This window comes from Enterobacter cloacae complex sp. HYC003_NIDB (genome assembly GCF_056673375.1).
The window spans coordinates 3,814,075-3,837,732 of the sequence record NZ_CP114220.1; the positions used below are offsets into that span (position 1 = coordinate 3,814,075).

Here is a 23,658-nt window from a genome sequence, read left to right on the forward strand (position 1 = left end):
CCACCTTCACCGTAAACGATCCGCTAAGATTGACACAAATCGTTGCATTTGCGCCATCTTAAAAGGTGAAAACCATTCTGCTTGCGCTTAGCTGCCGAACCAGACCGCAGCGGAGATCGCGGGCAGCGTGAGCACGCTCTCCTGGAACGTCGCTTTACCCTCTTTGATCTTCCACGTTTTACCGGCCAGCAGCGGTGAATCTTCCAGCACCACTTCACACGCCTCGCCCCGGTTGATCGCCACCAGCACGCGCTGCTGGTTATAGACGCGGACAAACACCACTACGTTATCGTGGGCGTACATCACCTGACAGCCCCCGTAGCGCAGGGCCTGACTCTGCCTGCGCAGCGTCGCCATACGCTGGTAAAGGCTGAACAGATCCTGATCCTGTTTTTCACTCTCCCACGGGAAGGTTTTACGGCAGAACGGATCGTTATTCCCCTCCAGCCCCACTTCATCGCCATAGTAGATGCAGGGTACGCCCGGCCAGGTAAAGAGCCAGGTCACCGCCAGCGGCAGACGCGCCACATCTTTACCCAGCAATGATTTAAAGCGCGCGGTATCATGGCTGTCGAGCTGGTTAAACATCCGCAGCTGCTGCTGATGCGACAGGCCAGCGCGATAGTTTTCCATCCACGCCATGCAGGTTTCGGCGTCGATATGCTGCGGATCGTAAGAGATATCGGTGTTAGCGAGGAAACCCCACAGCGGGAAGGTGAAGCCGCGATAGTTCATCGCCGCGTCTTCTGCATCAGCCTGCAACCACTGACGCGCGTCGCCAAAGTGCTCCCCGAAGACGAACGCTTCCGACCGGGCCGCTTTTGCCGACCGGGTAATGGCGGCGACATGTTGAAGGTTATTCCGCGCCCCGCCTGATTCACCCAGCATATGCACCACGTCCAGCCGCCAGCCGTCCATGTTCCACGGCGCTTTCAGCCAGTGGCGCACGATGCTGTCGTCGTCGCCGTAGATCTCATTCACCAGCGATGGCGACTGGAAATCGAGCTTCGGCAGGCTCGGGTAGCCCAGCCAGTCCAGGGCGCGGCCATTCTCATCAAAACTGTACCAGTCACGCTGCGGTGAGTCCGGATTATGGCATGCGCCGCTCATCGACTGATTATGACGGTCAAACCACGCGTGAGAATCACCGCTGTGATTGAACACGCCATCAAGGATCAGGCGCATACCCTCTTTTTGCGTGTTGTGCCGCAGCCGCAGCAGCGCCTCGTCACCGCCAAACTGCTCGTCAACGTGGCGATAATCCTGCGTATCGTATTTGTGCACGCTTGGCGCTTTAAACACCGGGTTCAGGTACAGCGCCGTCACGCCGAGCGTTTTCAGGTACGGCAGTTTTTCGCTGATACCGTCGAGATCGCCGCCGTAAAAGGTCGATCCCCCCCCTGGGCGGTCAGCGGCTCGTCCCATTTTTTCAGAATGATGTCGTGACCGACCGCATGATGGTAATAAACCTTGTCCTGATCGGCGTTGCGCTTTTCGCTGCGCGCAAAGCGGTCCGGGAAAATCTGGTAAAAGACCTGATCGTTAACCCACTGCGGGCCGTTATCCGGGTGATCCACGGCAAACTGCTCCAGCCGGGCCGGAGGAAAACGGCTGAAGCCCTGCGGGGTAAACCACAGCTGCCGGTTGTTCCACAGCAGCTTGAAGCCGTAGCGGCGACGCGGCTGCCCGCTGCGCAAATCGATATTTGCCCGCCACGCCGTGACGCCCGGCTGCGGCTGGCTGCGCACTTTGTGCATTTTCAGCGACGTTTCTTCGTTATCCACTTCGGCGCGCAGGGTCACACGTTCAGGCTGATTGTCCCCTGCCAGCCAGAGCGTAATCACAAGGTTGTCTTTGTTTTGCTTAACAAATGGGGCAACCGGAAGGTGCCAGGCGTTTAACATCACGAATCCCCTTTGATGAAATTGACGTCACCTTGCCACAGGGTGATTAAAGATAGCTCATCGTGTTCGGGATTATTGGGGGAGGAGAACGGAGGAGGAGATTTTTTCCAGGGCAAAGGGAGTGTAGGCCGGGTAAGCGCAGCGCCACCCGGCATTTTTACCTTACTGTGCTTCCGCCAGCTGACGATCGCGGCGACATTTAAACATCCAGCCCACCAGCAGCAGGACGATCCACGCGAAGCCCACGTACAGGGAAATACGGGTATCCGGGTGATAACCAATCAGGCCAATGATGAAGACCAGGAAGATGAGGCCGACAATGGTCGTTGGCACGCCGCCCGGCACTTTAAACTTCAGCGCTTTGGCCTCTTCTGGCGACAGGCGGCGACGGAACGCAATCTGCGACAGCAGGATCATGATCCACACCCACACCGTCGCAAACGTCGCCAGTGACGCAATCACCAGGAAGACGTTCTCCGGCATGATGTAGTTCAGGTAGACCGAGAACAGCAGCGCCACGGTCATGACCAGCACCGTTACCCACGGGGTGCCGCGACGCGACGTTTTGGCAAACACCTTCGGCGCACTGCCCTGCTCCGCCATGCCGTGCAGCATACGACCCACGCCGAACACGTCACTGTTGATGGCCGACAGCGAGGCGGTCAGTACCACAAAGTTGAGAATACTGGCGGCAAACGCAATGCCCATATGCTGGAAAGTCAGGACAAACGGGCTGCCGTTGGTGCCCACCTGGTTCCACGGGTAGATGGACATAATCACAAACAACGTGCCCACGTAGAACACCAGGATACGCATCGGCACCGAGTTGATGGCGCGCGGAATGGACTTCTCCGGATCTTTCGCTTCCCCGGCGGTGATGCCGATAATCTCAATACCGCCATAGGCGAACATGACCATCTGGAGCGACATGACCATCCCGAGCCAGCCGTTGCTGAAGAAGCCGCCGTTGCTCCACAGGTTATGGATGCCGGTTGGCTGCCCACCGTTGCCGATACCCCAGATGATGATGCCGAAACCGGCGAGGATCATGATGATAATGGTCGCGACCTTGAAGAAGGAGAACCAGAACTCCAGCTCGCCAAACACCTTCACGCTCATCAGGTTGACGGCGCAGATGATCAGCACCACGCTCAGTACCCAGATCCAGTGCGGCACGGCGGGGAACCAGACCCCCATATAGATGCCAAACGCCGTCACATCGGCAATGGCGACAATCAGGATTTCGAAGCAGTAGGTCCAGCCGGTGATAAACCCGGCCAGCGGGCCTAAGTTTTCTTGTGCGTAGCGGGAGAAGGAACTGGCAGAGGGGTTGTGAACCGACATCTCCCCCAGCGCACGCATGATGATATAGGCCGCCACGCCGCCGATGATGTAGGCCAGCAGAACGCTTGGACCGGCCATTTTGATGGCATCTGCCGAGCCATAAAAAAGACCGGTGCCGATAGCCGAGCCCAGCGCCATAAAGCGGATGTGGCGGGTGCTCAATCCACGTTTAAGTTTGTTAGTGCTTTCCATTAAAATCTTGCCATTTAACACGAAAAAAACAAAAAACCACGGGGCCTTAAGCCCCGTGGTTAAACAATTTGTTGCCGTTGATTAATGGGCGTTGGATGTCACCTGACGCCCTGCCGCACGGTCCCAGATAATCGCCAGAACCAGCGCTACAACGGAAGGCATCAGCCAGGCCAGGCCCTGCTCGGACAGCGGCAGACGCTGTGTCCAGGCTGGCAGGATTTCTGCAAATGCTGATGCTTTGATCCCGTCAAGGATACCAAAAATCAGGCTGATAAACATGGCCGGCGCAATAATTCGCGTCGAGTTATGCCACCACGGGCGGGTGAAGCTCAGCACCACCAGCACGATACATGGCGGATAGATCGCCGTCAGCACCGGAATTGACACCTGAATCAGGTGGCTCAGACCGAGGTTTGACACCGCCATGGAGAAGATGCCGAGGATAAACACCAGCGTGCGGTAAGAGAGCGGCAGATACTGGGCGAAGAACTCCGCGCAGGCGCAGGTCAGACCCACCGCCGTCACCAGACAGGCCAGGAAAATCAGCGCCGCCAGCAGCATGCTGCCTGCACCACCAAAGGTATGCTGCACGTAAGCATGCAGGATCGCCGCGCCGTTTGCGCTCTGATCGACCAGCGTTGCGCTATCTGAACCCAGACGGAACAGCGCCAGATACAGCAGCGTCAGGCCGACACCGGCCATCAGGCCAGCCCAGATGGTGTAGCGAGTCAGCAGGCGCGCTTCGGTCACCCCGCGGGAACGCGCGGCGTTAACGATAACGATACCAAACACCATCGCACCCAGCGTATCCATTGTCAGATAGCCGTTCACGAAACCGTTTGAGAACGCCGCGTTCTGATAAGCGTCCATCGCGGAGCTGATGGGCCCCGCAGGCCAGACGATGGCCGCAACCGCCAGCACGATCAGCGCCACAATTTTCAGCGGAGCCAGGAAGTTACCCACGGTATCCAGCAGTTTGCCGGGATAGAGAGAAACCAGAATCACGATGGCGAAGTAAATGAGGCTGTAAATAAACAGCGGCATCGCGCCGTCACCGGTCAGCGGGGCGATACCCACTTCAAAGGAGACGGTCGCCGTACGTGGGGTCGCGAACAGCGGGCCAACGGCCAGATAGCAGACGGTTGCCAGCAGAACGCCAGCCACTTTGCCAATCGGGGTGCTGAGGCTGTCCACACCGCCACCGACTTTCGCCAGCGCGATAACGGTCAGTACCGGCAGGCCCACGGCAGTAAGCAGGAAGCCAAACGCAGCCGTCCAGACGTGTTCACCCGCCTGTAAGCCAACCATTGGAGGAAAAATGATGTTACCTGCGCCAACGAACAGCGCAAATGTCATAAAGCCCAGCGCGATAATGTCACGCGATTTCAAGTGATGGGTCATAAAACCTTACTGCCTGTGGATGTGGTGTTGAATACGTTGAGATTTTCGCCATCCCTCACGGGACGATACAGCGGAAAATTTGCTCAATTTCAGCGGGATATGCTCCCGTCCTGGCGTGGCGAAGAATTGTTTTTCGATTTACCACGCAAATACAGTCGGTCTGACAGTATATGGGGGGCAATTTAAACGCTTATAACGTTTAAAGGCAAGAAGGGATCGTAAAACCAGAACAATATGCCAGCATGAAAATTCAGACCAAAATAATATGCCATGTATAAGAAAAACTCATGGCTAATCATGCGAACAAAAAAGCACCAGCCGTATAATATTCATCCGCGTTTCGCTTGACTGCAAAGCAAACGGGCCAGCAATCGCTGGCCCGTGGAAAGGTAGCCTGACACATCTGCCGTCAGGCGCTTTTTTTGGCAATTAATCGTTCCGGAATCACGAAGCTAAAGCGCGTGCCCTTACCCAGGGTGCTTTCGATATTGAGCCGGCTTTCGTGGTGGCTGACGGCATGCTTCACAATTGCCAGTCCCAGTCCGCTCCCGCCGGTCTGCCGCGAGCGCGCCTTATCCACCCGGTAGAATCGTTCGGTGAGACGCGGGAGGTGCTCGGGCCCGATCCCCGGCCCGTTGTCCTCGACGCTAAACTCAGCGCCCGCCGGGGTATGCTGCCAGCTCACCGCGATATGCGTCCCTTTCGGGGTATGATTCACGGCGTTATAGACCAGGTTTGAGATAGCGCTTCGCAGCTCATCTTCACTGCCGAGCACTTTCAGCGTGTTATCAACGTCAAAACTCAGGGTGTGCTGATTATGACTCAGCGTTTGGGCTTCGCGCTCCACCACCCGCAACATCATCGGCACATCAATGATGTCGTTTAGCGCCAGCGACGGGGCAGCCTCAATCTTTGAAAGCGTCAGCAGCTGTTTGACCAGCCCTTCCATGCGGAACGTCTGCTCCCGCATGGTATGCAGTGCTTTCTCACGCGGCGCCCCCTCAAGCGTTTGCTCCTGCATCATCTCCAGGTAGCCCTGAAGCACCGTCAACGGCGTACGCAGCTCGTGGCTGACGTTGGCAAAGAAGTTACGTCTCGCGCCCTCAAGCTGGTGCATCTGGGTAACGTCCCGCGCTACCATCAGCCACTGCCGATCGCTGTAGGGCATCACGCGGATTTCCAGATGGCGACCGTTATTGAGCTTCAGATTGTGCGGGCGCGAAAAATCCCGCTTTTTCAGATACAGCGTGAACTCGGGATAACGCAGAAGGTTCAGGATGTTCTGACCATTATCATCCGGCCAGCGCAGGCCCAGCAGCTGTTGCGCGAGGCCATTACACCAGAAGATTGTCCCTTCTTCTGTCGTCAGGATCACCGCGTCCGGCAGCGACTCCGCACCGCTACGAAAGCGTTTGATCAGGCTTCCCAGCTCACGACGGCGCTTTTTGTTACGCATCTGCATCTGGTGCAGGCCGTAGAGTAGCGGTTCCCAGCTCCCGCTTCCCGGCGGGGGTGTCATACTTCTGTCGACCCACAGCCACCAGGAGAGACGCAGTAAATTCCAGAAATGCCAGACGAGCAATCCCGTCACGGCCACCAGTAAAAACCACGGCAGATAGCCAAAGATAGCCCCCAGAATGAGGGCCGGAATACAACATAAGATCAGTTCAAAGACGAGCCTTTTCCATGACAGACGTTCCAGCACGCGTCACACTCCTGTCATTGTTCAGAAACGGGTCGAGAAACGATAACCCGTGCCGCGGACCGTCTGTACCATGCGATCGTGGCCGCTCAGTTCCAGCGCTTTACGCAGGCGGCGAATATGGACGTCAACCGTTCGGTCTTCGACATAGACGTTAGTTCCCCAGACGTTATTCAGCAACTGTTCGCGGCTGTAAACGCGCTCCGGGTGGGTCATAAAGAAGTGCAGGAGTTTAAATTCGGTCGGTCCCATATCGAGGGGATTTTCACCGGTCATGACCCGGTGTGAGGTAGGATCCAGGCTCAGCCCCTGCATCTCAATCACCTCTTCCACCGCCATCGGTGAAATACGGCGCATCACGGCTTTGATACGCGCCACCAGCTCTTTCGGGGAGAACGGTTTAGTGATGTAATCGTCCGCGCCGGTTTCCAGACCGCGCACGCGATCCTCTTCCTCACCGCGCGCCGTCAGCATTACCACCGGGATATCGCGGGTCATCGCCTCGCGTTTGATATGCTTGATAAACTGCAATCCGGAACCGCCAGGCAGCATCCAGTCCAGCAGGATCAGATCGGGCCAGGGTTCATTCAGCTGGTTCACCGCGCTGTCATAATCTTCCGCTTCAACCGGCTGGAAGCCATTTTGTTCAAGCACGAAGCACACCATTTCACGGATCGGAGCTTCATCTTCTACGACCAGAATACGTCTCGCCATACTTTGCCCTGTCTTATCGTATTTAAGTTACAAGTCTGTAATGCGGCGTCATTATGCGTCAGATTTATGACAGATTTATGAAAAACATTACCACTATAAATAGCAAACTGTTGTTTTATTACAGCGGTTATTTTCCGTTCCCCGAACGTTTATAATCCTGCTTTCTTATTATTGCCACGGATCTTTTATGCGCATACTTCACACCTCAGACTGGCACCTGGGTCAAAATTTTTACAGCAAAAGCCGCGCCGCGGAACATGAAGCGTTCCTGAACTGGCTGCTGGAGACGGCTCAGGCTGACGAGGTGGACGCGATTATTGTGGCGGGCGACATTTTTGATACCGGATCGCCGCCGAGCTATGCGCGTGAGCTGTACAACCGTTTTGTGGTCAACCTCCAGCAAACCGGTTGTCACCTTGTGATTGTCGCCGGAAACCATGACTCGGTGGCGACGCTGAATGAATCCCGCGATATTCTGGCGTTCCTCAATACCACCGTGGTGGCCAGCGCCGGACACGCGCCGCAGATCCTGAAAAAACGCGACGGCACGCCGGGCGCAGTGCTGTGCCCAATTCCGTTTTTACGCCCGCGCGATATCGTGCAAAGCCAGGCAGGTCTGTCCGGCAGCGAAAAACAGCAGCATCTGTTGCAGGCCATCACCCGCTATTATCACCAGCAACATACGGAAGCCTGCGCCCTGCGCGGCGATCAGGCCATTCCGATCATTGCCACCGGACACCTCACCACCGTCGGAGCCAGTAAGAGTGATGCGGTGCGCGAGATCTATATCGGTACGCTGGACGCGTTTCCGGCGCAAAACTTCCCCCCCGCCGACTACATTGCCCTCGGGCATATTCACCGGGCGCAGATCATCGGCGGCTGCGAGCATATCCGCTACTGCGGCTCGCCCATTTCGCTCAGTTTTGACGAAACGGGCAAAGCCAAATCCGTGCATCTGGTGAGCTTCACCGGAGGCAAACTCAGCGCCGTTGAGACGCTTGAGGTGCCGGTCACCCAGCCGCTGGCGGTGCTGAAAGGCGATCTGGCCGCCATTACCGCTCAGCTTGAGCAGTGGCGCGGCGCAGCGCTTAATCCCCCCGTCTGGCTCGATATCGAAATCACCACCGACGACTACCTGTACGATATGCAGCGTAAAATACAGACGCTGACGGAAGACCTTCCCGTGGAGGTGCTGCTGGTACGCCGCAGCCGCGAGCAGCGCGAGAAAATACTGCTCAACGCCCAGCGTGAAACGCTTAGCGAACTTCGGGTTGAAGAGGTGTTCGCGCGGCGGCTTGCGCATGAAGAGGTGGACGAGGCCAGACGCACCAGGCTTAACGAGCTGTTTGCCCAGACCCTGCATTCCCTCCATGACGAGGACGAAAACGCATGAAAATTCTGAGCCTGCGCCTGAAAAATCTGAATTCGCTAAAGGGTGAGTGGAAAATTGATTTCACCGCGGAGCCGTTCGCCAGCAACGGACTGTTTGCCATCACCGGCGCAACCGGCGCGGGTAAAACCACGCTGCTGGATGCCATCTGCCTGGCGCTTTACCACGAAACGCCGCGTCTTAATAAGGTCTCTCAGGCGCAAAACGACCTGATGACGCGCGATACCGCCGAATGCCTGGCGGAAGTAGAATTTGAGGTCAAAGGCGTTGCTTATCGCGCTTTCTGGAGCCAGAACCGCGCCCGCAACCAGCCGGACGGGAACTTACAGGCACCGCGCGTTGAGCTGGCCCGCTGCGAAGACGGCAAAATTCTGGCCGACAAAGTCACGGATAAGCTGGAACAAACCGCCGCGCTTACCGGGCTGGACTATGGTCGCTTTACCCGCTCGATGTTGCTCTCTCAGGGGCAGTTTGCCGCCTTCCTGAATGCTAAACCGAGCGATCGCGCAGAGCTGCTGGAAGAACTGACCGGCACGGAAATTTACGGCCAGATTTCCGCCATGGTTTTTGAAAAACACAAAGCGGCACGTAACGCGCTGGAGGTGTGCGAAGCGCAGGCCGCAGGGGTTGTGCTGCTGAGCGAGGAACAGCAGCAACACTTGCAGCAAAGTTTGCAGGCACTTACTGACGAAGAAAAAGTCCTGCTGGCACAGCAGCAAAGCCAACAGAAAGATTTTCAGTGGCTTACGCGTAACGACGAACTGATACGTGAGCAGCAGCGTGCAGCCGCTTCGCAGCAGCAGGCGCAACAGGCTCTGACAGACGCCGCGCCCCAACTGGCGAAACTCCAGCTGGCGCAGCCCGCCGCCCAGCTACGTCCGCTATGGGAGTATCAGCAGGAGCAGACCACCCGCCTGGCGCAGACAACAGAGCGAATTGTTGAAGTAAATACTCGCTTACTCGACAGAGCGGCGCAGCGCTCGCGTATTCGCAACGGTGCGCTGCGCAACCGTGAACAGTTGCAGACAGAGCACAAGGTACTGACGCAGTGGCTGACCGAACACGATCGTTTCCGTCAGTGGGGGCAGGAAATTGCCGGCTGGCGGGCGCATTTTACGCAACTGGGTCGCGATAAAAATCAGCTTGTTGCCCAGTCAGCGCGCATGGCTGAGCTTCGTCAGAAGCTGGCTGAGATGCCTGAAAGTACGTTGACGCTGACGGCTGAGGATCTCGCGACGGCAATGGAGCAACAGGCACAATCGCGGGCGCTCCGCCAGCGTCTGACAGCGCTTCACGCTCGCTTTCAGCCGCTGCAAAAACGGCTGCGCCAGAATGCGGAAAGCGTGCAGAAAGCGCAGGCTGAGCAGGCTAAGCTCAATGAAACGCTGATCCTGCGGCGTCAGCAGTTCAAAGAGAAAAATCAGCACTATGCCGACCTGAAAGCGCTCTGTGAGCGTGAGGCGACAATCAAGGATCTTGAGAACTATCGTGCACAGCTCGAAGCGGGTAAGCCTTGCCCGCTCTGCGGTTCACGCGAACACCCGGCAGTTGTGCAGTATCAGGCGCTTGAACTGACTGACAATCAGCGCCGCCGCGACGCGCTGGAGAAAGAGGTTGCTGCGCTAAAAGAGGAAGGATTGCTGGTGCTCGCGCAGGTGAATGCGCTGACCCAGCAGATCCAGCGCGAGACAGAGGAAGCACAGGCTCTCTCTGAGGAAGAGCAAGCACTCACTAAAGAGTGGCTGGAGGTCTGCGCCTCCCTGAACATAGCGCTGAATATTCAGGATGATATTGCCCCCTGGATGAGCGAACAGGAACAGTATGAACGCCAGCTGTATCAGCTCAGCCAGCGTCTGACGCTGCAAAACCAGCTCAATGAACAGGAAGGTCAGGCGCGCCAGTACCAGCAGCAGCTGACGGCGACGCGTCAGGCGCTGGCGGCCTCGTTACAATCGCTGTCGCTTAGCGTGCCCGATGAAGGGGCTGAAAGCGCCTGGCTGAGCGCGCGCGAAAGCGAATATACCCTGTGGCAGGAAAAACAGGCCCAGCACGGTACGATTCAGGAAGGTATTAACGCCCTGATGCCCATTCTGGAGACGCTGCCGGTTACCAATGATGCAGAAGCCGACGCGGTTATCCCTGAGAACTGGCGCGGCATCCACGACGAATGCGTGTCGCTGCAAAGTCAGCTCACCACCCTACAGCAACAGGAGACGCTTGAGCGTGAACGGCTCCAGCAATCACAGGCTCAGTTCAACGCCGCGCTGACCGCGAGCTGCTTTGCCGATCGGGACGCATTTCTCTCCGCCCTGCTGGATGAAACGTCGATCCGCCAGCTTGAACAACAAAAGCAGACGCTGGAAAACCAGCTCCAGCAGGCCACGGCGCTTTCGGTGCAGGCAAGCCAGCAGCTTCAGGCGCATCAGGCACAGCGCCCCGAGGGGCTGGAAACCGATGCCGCAACGCTTCAGGCGCAGTTACACCAGCTGGCGCAACAGCTTCGGGACAACACCACGCATCAGGGGGAGATCCGCCAGCAGCTCAAACAGGACGCCGATAACCGTCTGCACCAGCAGGCGCTTATGCAGCAGATTGAGGAGGCGGCGCGTCAGGCCGACGACTGGGGCTATCTCAACGCGCTGATAGGCTCCAGCACCGGCGATAAATTCCGTAAATTCGCCCAGGGGCTGACGCTGGATAATCTGGTGTGGCTTGCCAACCAGCAGCTCAACCGTCTGCATGGCCGCTATCTGCTTCAGCGTAAAGCCAGCGACGCGCTGGAGCTGGAAGTGGTCGATACCTGGCAGGCCGATGCGGTACGCGATACCCGTACCCTTTCCGGCGGGGAGAGTTTCCTGGTCAGTCTGGCGCTGGCTTTAGCGCTTTCCGATCTGGTCAGTCACAAAACGCGCATTGACTCGCTGTTTCTGGATGAAGGATTCGGCACGCTCGACAGCGAAACGCTGGACACCGCGCTGGACGCGCTCGACGCGCTGAACGCCACCGGGAAAACTATCGGCGTGATCAGTCACGTAGAGGCAATGAAAGAGCGCATTCCGGTGCAGATCAAAGTGAAGAAGATCAACGGGCTGGGATATAGCAGGCTGGACAGGGAGTTTGCGGTGCAGTAAATGGGGGGATGATGCGCTCTGGTGCCCTCACCCTGGCCCTCTCCCTGTGGGCTGAGAGTTCCCCACAAAATAATGCCTGCACAGACGGCCCCCTCTCCCTTGAGGAGGGCTGGGGTGAGGGGGAACATACGGCTCTGGTGGTCATTCCGTTCACGTTATGTTCCTTGCTACTCTGTCACGACATGAGCGGTGAACGTGCCAGGGTGGCTCAGTCGCCACCACCCTGGCGACCCGGGCTTCCGGCGGAAAATCGCCGCTTCGCGGTGCCTTCGGCTTATTCCTTCCGGCTTATCGGGGACGGGCGGAGGTAACATCCCTGTAAAGCCCGCCCTCTCGGCGCATCCCTGCGCCTCGCCCCGGCCTACAGGAAACGCCTCAGCGATTTACAGCCGGACCGAGGCATCGCTGAAAGCCCTCAGTTATTCTGAGGCAACGTTATAGCTTTTGCTTTCAAATTACTGGGGTAGCCTCTCCCCACGGGGAGAGGCTACAAACATCAAAAACGGTTTTGCGTTTATTCCGGCCAGAGCCACGCCGCGCCGCGCACTCCGCTGGAATCTCCGTGGACGGCTTTGCGGATCGGCGTTTCGCACTCGCCGCCAAATACCCACTGTTTCACCAGCGTTGGCACCGTGGCGTACAGCCGGTCGACGTTGCTCATGCCGCCGCCCAGTACAATCACGTCGGGATCAAGAATATTGATCACATGCGCCAGTGACTTAGCCAGCCGCATTTCGTAGCGGCTGAGCGCCAGTTCAGCCACCGGATCCTGCTCCTCAACCAGACGCATAATCTCGTTACCTTCCAGCGGCTGACCGCTCAGACGATGATAATCGGTGGCAAACCCCGTGCCGGAAATAAAGGTCTCAATACAGCCCTGCTTGCCACAGTAGCACGGTACTTCGGCGCGGTATTTGAGTTCATCTTCATCCATCCACGGCAACGGATTGTGCCCCCACTCGCCCGCGGTGCCGTTGCCGCCAATATGCGAGCGCCCACCGAGGGCCACGCCCGCCCCGCAGCCGGTGCCGATAATGACCGCAAATACGGTCTGCGCGCCAGCCGCTGCGCCATCCACGGCCTCAGAGACCGCAAGGCAGTTAGCGTCATTCGCCAGACGCACCTCCCGGTTCAGGCGTTGGCTTAAGTCTTTATCAAACGGCTGACCGTTGAGCCAGGTGGAGTTGGCGTTTTTCACCACGCCGGTATACGGCGAAATGGAGCCAGGGATCCCCATCCCGACCGTGCCCGTCTCGCCCGTTGCCTGCTCTGCCATATCGACCAGGCGGGCAATCGTCTCTATGGTCTGGTGATAATCATCGCGCGGCGTAGGCAGACGGTGGCGAAACAGTTGCTCCCCCTGCTCGCTCAGCGCAATAACTTCTGTTTTGGTGCCGCCCAAATCAATCCCAATACGCACAAGACACTCCTCATTATTTTGATTATCAACAGAGTAGAAGCCCGCTTCCCGATTAGCAATGCAAGCGATGCGACAATTCGTTATCATGCCCGCTGATTTAACGACAAGGCCGTGGAAATTATCATGCTGTGGTTCAAAAATTTGATGGTTTACCGTCTCAGCCGCGACGTTTCGCTGCGTGCAGAAGAGATGGAAAAACAGTTAGCCGCTTACTCCTTTACCCCTTGCGGTAGCCAGGATATGGCAAAAACCGGCTGGGTTCCGCCAATGGGTTCTCAAAGCGATGCGCTGACCCACGCCAGCAGCACGGGGCAAATCATCGTTTGCGCCCGTAAAGAAGAGAAGATCCTGCCGACGCCCGTGGTTAAGCAGGCGCTTGAAGCGAAGATCTTCAAGCTGGAAGCTGAACAGGGCCGTAAGCTTAAAAAAACCGAAAAAGATTCGCTGAAGGATGAAGTGCTGCACTCGCTGCTACCGCGCGCTTTTAGCCGCTTTAGCCAGACCATGATGTGGATCGACACCGTGAACGGGCTGATCATGGTGGACTGCGCCAGCGCCAAAAAAGCGGAAGATACGCTGGCGCTGCTGCGTAAGAGCCTTGGCTCATTACCGGTGGTACCGCTGGCGCTGGAAACGCCGATTGAGCTGACCCTGACCGAGTGGGTGCGCAGCGGGACTGCCGCGCAGGGCTTCCAGATCCTTGATGAAGCAGAGCTGAAAGCGCTGCTGGAAGATGGCGGCGTGATCCGCGCGAAGAAACAGGATCTGGTGAGCGACGAAATCGCCGTGCACATTGAAGCGGGCAAAGTGGTGACCAAACTGGCACTCGACTGGCAGCAGCGCATTCAGTTTGTGATGTGTGATGACGGCTCCGTGAAGCGCCTTAAGTTCTGCGATGAACTGCGCGATCAGAACGAAGATATCGACCGCGAAGATTATGCTCAGCGCTTTGACGCAGACTTTATCCTGATGACCGGCGAGCTGGCGGCGCTGATTCAGAACCTGGTGGAAGGCCTCGGCGGCGAAGCGCAGCGCTGACAGGCAAAACGCAGGCCGGGTAAGCGAATGCGCCACCCGGCATGCTTTTATTTCAGATAGCGGCAAAGATAAGAGGTTGGCTCTGCAACCTGTAAATGGAACTCGCTGTGGCCCGGCACGTTGAAGACCTGCCCGGCACTATAGACTTTCCACTCCGTTTCACCCGGCAGCAGGACGTTCAGCGCGCCGCTGACCACCGTCATCTCTTCCGCTTCTGCGGTGCCAAAGGTGTATTCCCCTTCCGCCATGACGCCGACACTGGCGCGGCCAGTGCTGCTGCTGGTAAAACCAATGGATTTCACTTTACCGGAAAAGTATTCGTTACTTTGAAGCATGAACTGGCCCTTATATTTATAGAGAAAAATCCACTATAGGGGCCATGCTCATGACCTGTCACGCAAAATCATTACACCAGTAATTCTGACGCCAGGCGCGCCATCAGGACGTTAGAGAGCAGCACCGGAACATCCAGCGCCTTTTGCAGTAAATCACGATGCCGCTGATGGAAGCCCAGGCAGTCGAGCATCAGGACATCCGCCCCTCTGTCGATCAACTCCTGCCCGGCCGCAATCAGCTTCGCTTCGCTGTCCCAGAACGGGTTTGCCAGCGCGTACAGCGGGGTGTGCTCCAGCGCGGCCCACTTCACCGTCTGGTTATCCAGCAGTTCCTCAACGGGAACGATGACCCCAACCTGATGACCATCAACAATTGAGGCCACCAGCGGGGGGATAATCCGCATCGGTTCGAGCAGAATGGCATTACGCGCGCTGAGCCCTTTAACGGGTGCCGTGCTCATCAGCAAAATAACGTCATAGTCCTGATTGTCGAGCACTTCGATCACGCCCTGTAGCGCGCGCTCGATTTTCTGGCGCGACACATGCGCCAGTTTACCGTCACTGAGTAACGTTGCCAGGGGATCTTCTCCCTCTCCGACCGCGTAGTCTTCCATGACCTCTTCCCGACTGAGCTTCCCTAACAGACTGAGATGCGTAATTTGTTGTTCAGAGACATGCTCGGTTAAGAGCGGTAATACTTCGCTTACAGGCACCACACCAATCGTGAGGATCGCCAACGTCGCCTTCATTTTGATCGCCTTCCGTTACTACCACAACTGCCACACAAGTACAGGCTCACTACGCTGCACTGTTCATTTATTCAACAAAACAGCACCAAGCGTAGCAGGGGATCTCTCCATCGTAATGTAAAGATCGACTGGCCTTTCCGAATCCACCTGTAATAACTAAATATTAACTGCTGCTTAACATCAGCGATAAGTTAAAAGTGTGATTCAGGCACGGTTGTAACGAATTCGGATTCCTGTCAGGACTTCTCAGGATCCTCATAGCGCCGTTTCGCATCCAGCGCTTCCTGTTCGGTTTCATGTTCGCTGATCAGCGAATCAGGTTTAGGGTGATCGGCACGCAGCTGGTACCAGGTTACGGTCTGATCGCCGTTACCTTTTTCAACGGTAACGATGCGGGCTTCACGTGGATAGGGAGGTCTGGTTGGCATAGCTCATCCTTTTTTTATGTCTGAGCTATGAGTATAGACGGCTGTTAGCTGGCGCAAGCCAAACGCAGGGCGGTAATAATCTGAATCGCAACTTTCTCGGGTGACGCTGACGCATCCACAACGTGGTGTGCCGCCTCGCGGTACAGTGCATCGCGTTCGGCGAGGACGTCGCTGACCTCTTCACTCAGCGGTTTCGCGGTCAGCGCCGGGCGCTGTCCCTCTTCCGGAAACGCCTCCAGCCGCCCCACCAGCGTAGAGACCGGGGCACAGAGGTAGATCACGACACCCTTTTCGCGCATAAACTGGCGGTTATACGGTGCCAGAATAATGCCCCCACCGGTCGCGATCACGGTTGACGGCGCGGTCACCGCTTCCAGCGTGGCTGTTTCACGCGCACGAAAGCTCTCCCAACCCTCATCCTCAACGATATCGGCAATGGTCTTACCGGCATTCTCCTGGAGCCAATGGTCAGTATCGACAAACTGACTCTGGCACAGACGCGCCAGCTCCAGACCAACGGTGGTTTTCCCACAGCCGCGAGGGCCAACTAAAAAGATGGGTGGGTTCATAACCAGGTGTTCCCCTTGCTGCCGGATAACTGAAGGCTGTAAAGAAATGATTGCAGTAGATGTTGCGCTAACTTTACTGCAAAGCGGTACGGAATGACAAGCCTGTGGAAGCCACACTGTACCACAAAACCGCCCGGAGGTGGGCTACGCCGGGCGGCGCTTCACTTCCAGCAGCCATTTATCCAGCTCGGCGGCAAACTGCTGGCGATCGCGCTGCGACAGGCTGTCCGGCCCACCGGTTTGCACGCCGCTGGAACGAAGCGTATCCATAAAATCACGCATGGTGAGCTTCTCCCGGATCGTTGCCGGCGAATAGCGTTCTCCGCGCGGGTTCAGCGCCGCCGCCCCTTTCGCCAGTACATCGGCAGCCAGCGGGATATCCGCGGTGATCACCAGATCTCCTGCGTCACACAGGCGTACTATCTCGTTATCCGCCACGTCAAACCCGGCCGGAACGCGCAGAGAACGGATGTATCTGGAGGGCGGCACGCGGATATTCTGGTTCGCCACCAGCGTCAGCGGCATCTGCACGCGCTCGGCAGCACGAAATAAAATCTCTTTGATGACATTCGGACACGCGTCCGCATCAACCCAAATCGCCATAGTCTCTCCCCATTATGATTCTGGTGACTATTGTCGCCTGCATTTCGTTGTTAAGCTATCAATGAGAGATAACAACGCATAATAACGGAGAGACGTGATGGATAAGAAAATCGGGTTTATCGGCTGCGGAAATATGGGCAAAGCTATCCTCGGCGGACTGATTGCCAGCGGGCAGGTGTTGCCGGGGCAGATTTGGGTCTATACCCCATCCCCGGATAAAGTCGCGGCGCTGCGTGATGAGTATGGTGTCAACGCTGCCGAAAGCGCACAGGACGTGGCTCAGGTGGCGGATATTGTCTTTGGTGCCGTTAAGCCGAATATCATGATTAAAGTCCTGAGCGAGATCACCTCCAGCCTTAACAAAGAGACCCTGGTGGTATCGATTGCCGCAGGCGTGACCCTCGATCAGCTCGCCCGCGCGCTGGGCCACGACCGTAAGATTGTTCGCGCCATGCCAAACACCCCGTCGCTGGTGAATGCCGGTATGACATCCGTTACCCCGAACGCGCTGGTCACATCTGAAGACGTGGCGGATGTACTGAATATTTTCCGCTGCTTCGGCGAAGCGGAAGTGATTGCCGAACCGATGATCCACCCGGTAGTCGGCGTGAGCGGCTCTGCCCCGGCGTATGTCTTTATGTTTATCGAAGCCATGGCCGATGCCGCCGTACTGGGTGGAATGCCGCGCGCGCAGGCCTACAAATTTGCAGCGCAGGCGGTGATGGGTTCGGCCAAAATGGTGCTGGAAACGGGTAAACATCCGGGCGAACTGAAAGATATGGTGTGCTCACCGGGGGGCACAACCATTGAAGCCGTGCGCGTGCTGGAAGATCGCGGGTTCCGCTCCGCCGTGATCGAGGCGATGGAAAAATGCATGGAAAAATCAGAGAAGCTCAGTAAGTCCTGATGCGCTACGCCGGGCGTCAGGCGGCCACTTCGGTGCGGCCCCGTCCGGCATTTTTGGCTTTATAGAGGGCCACGTCCGCCGCCTTTAGCCATTCACGATAGTGGGTGAACTGCGCCCCCCAGGGGGCAACCCCAACGCTGATACACAACCTCGCCATAGGTGCTCCGTGCAGCGGCATGTTGACCAGCCGTTCGTGGACGCGCGACATCGCTGCAATCGCGCTGTCGGCAGGCGTGCCGGACATGATCACCGCGAACTCATCCCCGCCAAAACGGCCAATATAATCGCCTGAGCGCAGGGTCAGCTGAAGCTGGCGCGTGATGGCGACAATCGCTTCATCCCCCACGTCATGCCCCCAGGTGTCGTTGATCGTCTTGAAGTGATCGATATCGATGAGCAGTATCGTCGCCTGTCGATGGCTTCGACGGCAGGCCTCAAATTCGTTACGCAGCAGCGTTTCCCAGTGACGGCGATTGAACACGCCGGTCATTCCGTCGCGGGTACTCATCAGCTCAAGCCGACGCTTATGCTCTGCCAGACGGATCGCCGTGCGGTGGCTGAGCCAGGCAAACAGTATGGGGTAGACCACCAGCACGGGGAGCGTCAGCCACAACGCCAGCGGTTCAGAGGTCAATACCACAGGAGTACCCGTGGATTGCACGGTGAGCAAGGCAGACAGAGCAAGCAGCGTCAGTCCTGTCAGAAATAACCGACATCCCCCCGATCCCATCATATTCATGCCAATCATCACGATCAGCGCCGCCGTTGGTAGCGCATTGAACCCTGTTAGCCCCATCCAGACACCGGCAATAATGGCATCGATTTTCAGATTAACAATTTCACTGCTGTGGGGTTCAGCCGAACGAAAAGCCAGCTGCCAGGCCAGATGGGGCCAGACAAAGACCCAGCCCACCAGCAATAACCACCAGACGCCGGAAAGAAACTGGCTCACCAGAACGCTGGCAAGCGGAACAAATAGCGCCGCCAGACCAACGATGCGTGCCAGCCGTATTCGCCGGGCAAATCGCAGACCGGAACGGTATGAATCATCCTGAGAAAGCTGCTGGTGCCACGCTTCCCGAATGTTCTCGTGATTGTCATAAAACTCATCATTCATCATTTTTGGGAATATTCTGAAACATTTTCCCAAATTATAGAGAGGGGGATAGCGGGGAAAGTATGAAATTTTGGGTGAGCCACAGCCGTGACTCACCCGTTAGCACTACGCCTGTTTTTTGAGGCACGCGCTCATAAACTTGCTGCGATCGTCGCCTTTCAGCATCTGCTGTGTCGCCTGGGCGTTGCACTCACGCATTTTTTGCTGCTGTGGGGTCAGGCTTTTTTCACCGGGTTTAGCCGCACCATTTTTAAGGCAGTCGCTCATGTACGTTTTACGGGCATCCCCTTTCAGGCTTTGCGATGTCGCCTGTTGGTTACAGGTCGTCATGCGCTGCTGCTGGGGCGTTAACGTTTTCTCTTCCGCGTGTGCTGAGGCGATCAGACACAGGCCAGAGAGCAGGGTAACCAGTATTGTTGTTTTCATTGCACCATCCTTTATGTGAAGTTCCACGTTAAGTCTGGCTCGTTACGGGAAAAAAACCACCCTGCGACTCTGATTTTCGCCGGGCTCTGCGGTTATTTCAGCCCTGTATCGGCACAATATTCATTAACCGGTTTCGCCGGGGGGAGGCGGTAATTAATAACAGAAATTATGCGGTGAAAGGTGTGCTCTGTCTCAATTTAATTTTCCCTGCATAAATGTGTAAAAATAAAAACAGAGCGACGCCAGGCATCCTGCATGACAATTCTGTGACACGTCATTTCACCTCAGACAGGTTAGCTGCGAGGATGCCTTAAAAGCTTCTTTACGTATTGCTGAAGCAGCTCCGCATCTTCCGCAGGCACCTGGGAATCAGGACGCGCTTTTTCCAGCGCGCCTTCAACGTTGTCGATCAACGCCTCCTGCTCCGGTTTTGCCATCTGTCGCAGCAGCGCCGTCACAACGATTTCCAGCGCCTCGACCTGGGCAACCAGCTCTTTCGACTCTTCTTCCTTTTGGGCAAGCTTAACCAACAACTCAGCAATGAGATTTTTCATGGTGCTATTTCCTTATGTGATTTCCCCTGAAATTAACACCCTCTCTGAATAATGAAAAGCATGGATTGGCTTTATCTTATGCAAAAGTGACATCGCTGCCAAAAAAGATATTTCAGCGCGAAAGCGAAACGTTTTCCTGAAAGAAAGGCGCCGCATTTCGTTATATAAAAATGCGGCGTTCATAAGAATAAATAATATATTATCGTGTTTACCGGGCCGACTTTGCCTCAGCGATTCGCCTGCGGCGTCGCAAGGCAAAGGCCAGTTGAATAATATTCAGCAGGACCACCACCGCCGTCGCGGCAAATACCCAGCGGAAACCCGCCATTGCCGAGACCGAGGCGCCGATAAGCGGGCCCGCTACGTTGCCTAAATACATGAACGACTGGTTGTAGCCAAAAATGCGGCCGGTTACCTGGTCACTGGAATATTTCACCAGCAGCGTCTGAACAGCGGGCAGCATGGCGCCATCTGCGAAGCCAAGCAGGAAGCGCAGGATGCCGAGCTGAAGAGGTGTGGTGACGAATGACATGGCAAAGAAAAGGATCACCGCAATGATGAGCGTTGCCATCAGAATACGTGCCGTACCGATCCTGTCGCCCAGTTTCCCCAGACGCGGAGCAGACATCAGCGCCGACACGCCCGGCACCGCGGCAATCATCCCGCTCAGAAAAGCAATGTTGCTGCTGTCCGGCGCCATCGACTTGATAAACAGCGCCAGAATCGGCCCTACCGAACCGTTACAGAGCTGGATCACCATCGTCGTCACAAAGAGGCTAATCATCAGGCCAGGATAAGGCAGCGAGGCGAAAACCGCTTTTCCGCTCAGGCGTTCGGATTTACTGACAACAGGCCGCCCGCCCTCTTTAATCAGAAAAAGGGTGACCAGAAAGCTGATTGTCAGCAGGATCGCGGTAATGATAAAGACCGCACGCAGCCCGACATGGTCCGCCAGGAAGCCACCGAGCAGCGGGCCGCCAATGACCCCGCTGATCTGGGCCGTGGAAAGCGTGCTGAGCGCCCAGCCGCTTCGCTCACGCGGCACCTGTGAGGCCACCAGCGCCATGGCATTCGGAATGTAACCGGAGGTCAGCCCCATTATCGCCCGCAGAATAAACAGCTGCCAGACGTTGGTGGCGAAGGCCTGGAGCAAAATGGCTATCGCCATCCCCAGCGAGGCGCGGAGCAGCATCAACTTGCGCCCCTTGCGATCCGCCAGGCTGCCCCACATCGGCGACACAATGGCGGAGACCAGAAACGTCACGCTGAACGTCAGGCCGGACCACATCGAGAGCGCTTCATGGGAAGTCACTCCCAGCTGCGATACATACAGCGGCAGGAAGGGCAATATCTGGCTGATAGCCAGTCCGGTGAAGAAGCAGCCGAACCAGACTGAAATGAGATTAACTTTCCAGGATTCCATAACAGAAATAGTCTTCATTTTTAGGCGAATTCGCCGACAGATTAGCAAGTTACGCGCAATGACATAGCGCCAGAGATGCGGCCTTGCAGACTTTGGTGTTTTATCTTCCCAGTCATCATATTTGTGAAATAAGTCACAATTTATCCATTTTTTGGCGGAAGATTATGCTTCATCGACATAATCCATAGCCGCGCATCCCCAGATGGAAATGGTTGGCATGGGCGGCATTATAGTCCGGCCCCAGACCGTTACCGTAATAGCCACAGCTTGCCGAGAGCAGGGCCTGTAGCCAGGGCTGCGTCTTTTCCGCTTTCCAGCCGTTCAGGACGGTAACGCGCTGTCCATTTGCCAGCCTGAAAGCGCTGATATCCAGCGCATCCGCCGTGGCATGTTCGCTGCGCCGCGCATCCGGGCGGCTGTAGATATTGCGGCAGGCGAAGCTGCCCAGATGTTCAATACGCGTAAGCTCGCTTCCGGTCCAGGTTTTGGTGAGCGGTCGGGCCTGCTGGCTGACAAACAGCGCAGAACTTAACGCCAGCGGACAACTGGCCAGAAAGCTGCTGTTCAGGCTCACCGGGCCAAAATCGCGCACGCGCACCACGTTACTCAGCGGACACTCACCGGCGCTGTCAGCGACAGCCTGGGTACGGATAAGCTGGCGTTGATTCGCCTGCGCTAACAGGCTTTCGCATGCCTGCGGTGTTAAACGCCGAAGTTTAAACTGGGTTATTTTTCCGGGCGGATCGTCAAGCGTAAGCGGCACGAAAGGATTGTAATACGGCGGCAACCAGCGGTAGCCCACCGTGGCGATCCCGGCAATAACAATAAGAATAAGCAGACCTTTTCCTTTCACGCGCCCCCCTTCAGCATCCCCAAAACATTATGGCAGAAGGCCGCGAAACCCGCCGGGCATCGTGGTATGTTATGGGCTTTTCGTCAGACTGGAAGAGAGTGAGATGGCAAAGCAGCGCGTAGGTATTGTCTTTGGGGGAAAATCGGCAGAGCACGAGGTGTCATTGCAATCGGCTAAAAATATCGTTGATGCGATTGATAAAAGCCGTTTTGACGTGGTGCTGCTGGGCATTGATAAACAGGGCCAGTGGCATGTTAACGATGCCAGCCAGTATCTGTTACACGCTGACGATCCGGCGCACATTGCCCTTAATCCTTCTGATATCAGCGTCGCAACGGTTCCAGGCGTGGAACAGGGACAGCTTATCGATGCCGGGAACGCGCAGGCGCTGGCACAGATTGACGTAGTGTTCCCTATCGTTCACGGCACGCTGGGCGAAGACGGCTCTCTGCAAGGCATGTTGCGGATGGCAAACCTGCCGTTTGTCGGTTCCGATGTGCTGGGCTCTGCCGCCTGCATGGATAAAGACGTCACAAAACGTCTCCTGCGCGACGCCGGTCTGAATATTGCGCCGTTCGTGACGCTCACTCGCGCCAACCGCGATAAACACAGCTTCGCGCAGATCCAGGCGCAACTCGGCCTGCCGCTGTTTGTGAAACCGGCGAATCAGGGCTCGTCCGTCGGCGTCAGCAAAGTCACCAGCGAAGCGCAGTTTAACGATGCCGTTCGTCTGGCCTTTGAATTTGACCATAAGGTGGTGGTTGAGCAGGGAATTAACGGTCGTGAAATTGAGTGCGCCGTACTGGGCAACGACTTCCCGCAGGCGAGTACCTGTGGTGAAGTGGTACTGAACAGTGACTTCTATTCCTACGACACCAAATATATTGACGACAAAGGTGCCCAGGTTGTGGTTCCCGCCGCGCTCGATCCCGACGTTAACGACAAGATCCGGGCGATCGCCGTTGAAGCCTATCAGGCGCTGGGATGCTGTGGGATGGCGCGCGTCGACGTGTTTCTGACGCCGGATAACGAGGTGGTGATTAACGAAATCAACACTCTGCCGGGCTTTACCAATATCAGCATGTACCCGAAGCTGTGGCAGGCCAGCGGGATAAGCTATCCGGAACTGATCACCCGCCTGATTGAACTGGCACTGGAGCGCCACGCCGCTGACAGCGCCCTGAAAAGTTCCGTTAACTAACGCTTAGTCAGCTTTCTCTGCCGTCGTCGTCTCATCGGGACGACGGCGGATAATAAATCCCGCCAGCCAGAAACTGATTACCCAGGTTACCAGCCCAACCGCATAGGTTTGCCAGCCTTTCGCTTCAAATCCCAGCAGCCCGACAACACCGTTGAGAATAAAGATCAGCCCGATCGCAAAGGCGTAGTAATGCCAGTCACGGCGTAATTTGGAAGTGAGCTTCATGACAACTCCGGCAGAAAAAAACTATCCTCTCA

General features: G+C 56.5%; 21 protein-coding genes and 1 pseudogene. 5 read left to right on the top strand and 17 right to left on the bottom strand.

Annotated features, from left to right (window positions below):
- Positions 1 to 87: 87 nt before the first annotated feature.
- From malZ to phoB, 5 genes and pseudogenes are all read right to left on the bottom strand, one after another.
- Positions 88 to 1,904, bottom strand: a pseudogene (malZ, locus tag O1722_RS18345) (maltodextrin glucosidase).
- 162 nt (positions 1,905 to 2,066) lie between these two features.
- A complete protein-coding gene (gene proY, locus O1722_RS18350; RefSeq protein WP_017383160.1) occupies positions 2,067 to 3,440 on the bottom strand; it encodes a proline-specific permease ProY in 1,374 nt (457 codons plus the stop codon).
- An 81-nt stretch (positions 3,441 to 3,521) separates the two neighbouring features.
- Positions 3,522 to 4,841: a branched-chain amino acid transporter carrier protein BrnQ gene (brnQ, locus tag O1722_RS18355; protein WP_003859118.1), complete on the bottom strand. Its 1,320-nt coding sequence runs from the start codon at positions 4,839 to 4,841 to the stop codon at positions 3,522 to 3,524.
- Between the two features lie 409 nt (positions 4,842 to 5,250).
- On the bottom strand, positions 5,251 to 6,546 hold the full coding sequence (gene phoR, locus O1722_RS18360) for a phosphate regulon sensor histidine kinase PhoR (protein WP_032647398.1): 1,296 nt from the start codon (positions 6,544 to 6,546) through the stop codon (positions 5,251 to 5,253).
- 21 nt (positions 6,547 to 6,567) lie between these two features.
- Positions 6,568 to 7,257, bottom strand: a complete 690-nt coding sequence (phoB, locus tag O1722_RS18365; protein ID WP_003859122.1) for a phosphate response regulator transcription factor PhoB — start codon at positions 7,255 to 7,257, stop codon at positions 6,568 to 6,570.
- 187 nt (positions 7,258 to 7,444) lie between these two features.
- Between phoB and sbcD the strand changes: the two genes are divergently transcribed.
- Positions 7,445 to 8,650 carry an exonuclease subunit SbcD gene (gene sbcD, locus O1722_RS18370; protein ID WP_032670514.1) on the top strand — a complete coding sequence of 402 codons (1,206 nt, stop codon included), beginning with the start codon at positions 7,445 to 7,447 and terminating at the stop codon, positions 8,648 to 8,650.
- Complete coding sequence (gene sbcC / locus O1722_RS18375) at positions 8,647 to 11,778, top strand: exonuclease subunit SbcC (protein WP_033486695.1); 3,132 nt, start codon at positions 8,647 to 8,649, stop codon at positions 11,776 to 11,778. Before sbcD ends, sbcC begins: the two co-directional genes overlap by 4 nt.
- 514 nt (positions 11,779 to 12,292) lie before the next feature.
- Here the strand turns inward: sbcC and mak are convergent.
- Positions 12,293 to 13,198, bottom strand: coding sequence for a fructokinase (mak, locus tag O1722_RS18380; protein WP_033487702.1), 906 nt, complete (start codon positions 13,196 to 13,198; stop codon positions 12,293 to 12,295).
- A 123-nt stretch (positions 13,199 to 13,321) separates the two neighbouring features.
- Here mak and rdgC point away from each other — a divergent pair, with 123 nt between their 5' ends.
- Complete coding sequence (gene rdgC / locus O1722_RS18385; protein WP_006809928.1) at positions 13,322 to 14,236, top strand: recombination-associated protein RdgC; 915 nt, start codon at positions 13,322 to 13,324, stop codon at positions 14,234 to 14,236.
- Between the two features lie 47 nt (positions 14,237 to 14,283).
- Here the strand turns inward: rdgC and ppnP are convergent, their stop codons facing one another.
- The 5 genes from ppnP to O1722_RS18410 form a co-directional block, all read right to left on the bottom strand.
- Positions 14,284 to 14,571, bottom strand: coding sequence for a pyrimidine/purine nucleoside phosphorylase (gene ppnP / locus O1722_RS18390; RefSeq protein WP_003859131.1), 288 nt, complete (start codon positions 14,569 to 14,571; stop codon positions 14,284 to 14,286).
- Positions 14,572 to 14,642: 71 nt separating this feature from the next.
- The gene (locus tag O1722_RS18395; protein WP_003859133.1) at positions 14,643 to 15,320 is read right to left on the bottom strand and encodes an AroM family protein; all 678 of its coding nucleotides are present in this window, start codon (positions 15,318 to 15,320) and stop codon (positions 14,643 to 14,645) included.
- Positions 15,321 to 15,556: 236 nt separating this feature from the next.
- Positions 15,557 to 15,748 (bottom strand): protein YaiA, encoded by a 192-nt coding sequence (gene yaiA, locus O1722_RS18400; protein WP_003859135.1) that lies wholly within the window; start codon positions 15,746 to 15,748, stop codon positions 15,557 to 15,559.
- A gap of 44 nt (positions 15,749 to 15,792) precedes the next feature.
- A complete protein-coding gene (aroL, locus tag O1722_RS18405) occupies positions 15,793 to 16,317 on the bottom strand; it encodes a shikimate kinase AroL (protein WP_017383154.1) in 525 nt (174 codons plus the stop codon).
- A gap of 144 nt (positions 16,318 to 16,461) precedes the next feature.
- Positions 16,462 to 16,920, bottom strand: a complete 459-nt coding sequence (locus tag O1722_RS18410) for a YaiI/YqxD family protein (protein WP_003859141.1) — start codon at positions 16,918 to 16,920, stop codon at positions 16,462 to 16,464.
- A gap of 97 nt (positions 16,921 to 17,017) precedes the next feature.
- Between O1722_RS18410 and proC the strand changes: the two genes are divergently transcribed.
- Entirely contained in the window at positions 17,018 to 17,827 is an 810-nt protein-coding gene (proC, locus tag O1722_RS18415; protein WP_015571314.1) for a pyrroline-5-carboxylate reductase, read from the top strand.
- 16 nt (positions 17,828 to 17,843) lie between these two features.
- Here the strand turns inward: proC and adrA are convergent, their stop codons facing one another.
- The 5 genes from adrA to O1722_RS18440 all read right to left on the bottom strand — a co-directional run bounded on the left by adrA (position 17,844) and on the right by O1722_RS18440 (position 22,200).
- Positions 17,844 to 18,947, bottom strand: a complete 1,104-nt coding sequence (adrA, locus tag O1722_RS18420) for a diguanylate cyclase AdrA (RefSeq protein ID WP_033487704.1) — start codon at positions 18,945 to 18,947, stop codon at positions 17,844 to 17,846.
- A gap of 102 nt (positions 18,948 to 19,049) precedes the next feature.
- A complete protein-coding gene (gene psiF, locus O1722_RS18425; RefSeq protein ID WP_015571316.1) occupies positions 19,050 to 19,370 on the bottom strand; it encodes a phosphate starvation-inducible protein PsiF in 321 nt (106 codons plus the stop codon).
- A gap of 293 nt (positions 19,371 to 19,663) precedes the next feature.
- Complete coding sequence (gene iraP, locus O1722_RS18430; RefSeq protein ID WP_003859148.1) at positions 19,664 to 19,924, bottom strand: anti-adapter protein IraP; 261 nt, start codon at positions 19,922 to 19,924, stop codon at positions 19,664 to 19,666.
- A 208-nt stretch (positions 19,925 to 20,132) separates the two neighbouring features.
- Positions 20,133 to 21,347, bottom strand: a complete 1,215-nt coding sequence (locus O1722_RS18435; RefSeq protein ID WP_015571317.1) for a multidrug efflux MFS transporter — start codon at positions 21,345 to 21,347, stop codon at positions 20,133 to 20,135.
- Between the two features lie 169 nt (positions 21,348 to 21,516).
- Positions 21,517 to 22,200 (bottom strand): extensin-like domain-containing protein, encoded by a 684-nt coding sequence (locus O1722_RS18440; RefSeq protein ID WP_017383151.1) that lies wholly within the window; start codon positions 22,198 to 22,200, stop codon positions 21,517 to 21,519.
- Between the two features lie 103 nt (positions 22,201 to 22,303).
- Here O1722_RS18440 and ddlA point away from each other — a divergent pair, with 103 nt between their 5' ends.
- A complete protein-coding gene (gene ddlA, locus O1722_RS18445) occupies positions 22,304 to 23,401 on the top strand; it encodes a D-alanine--D-alanine ligase (protein ID WP_023296002.1) in 1,098 nt (365 codons plus the stop codon).
- 3 nt (positions 23,402 to 23,404) lie between these two features.
- On the opposite strand, the gene O1722_RS18450 is transcribed toward ddlA, so the two are convergent.
- On the bottom strand, positions 23,405 to 23,626 hold the full coding sequence (locus O1722_RS18450) for a DUF2754 domain-containing protein (protein ID WP_015571318.1): 222 nt from the start codon (positions 23,624 to 23,626) through the stop codon (positions 23,405 to 23,407).
- Between the last annotated feature and the right edge of the window lie 32 nt (positions 23,627 to 23,658).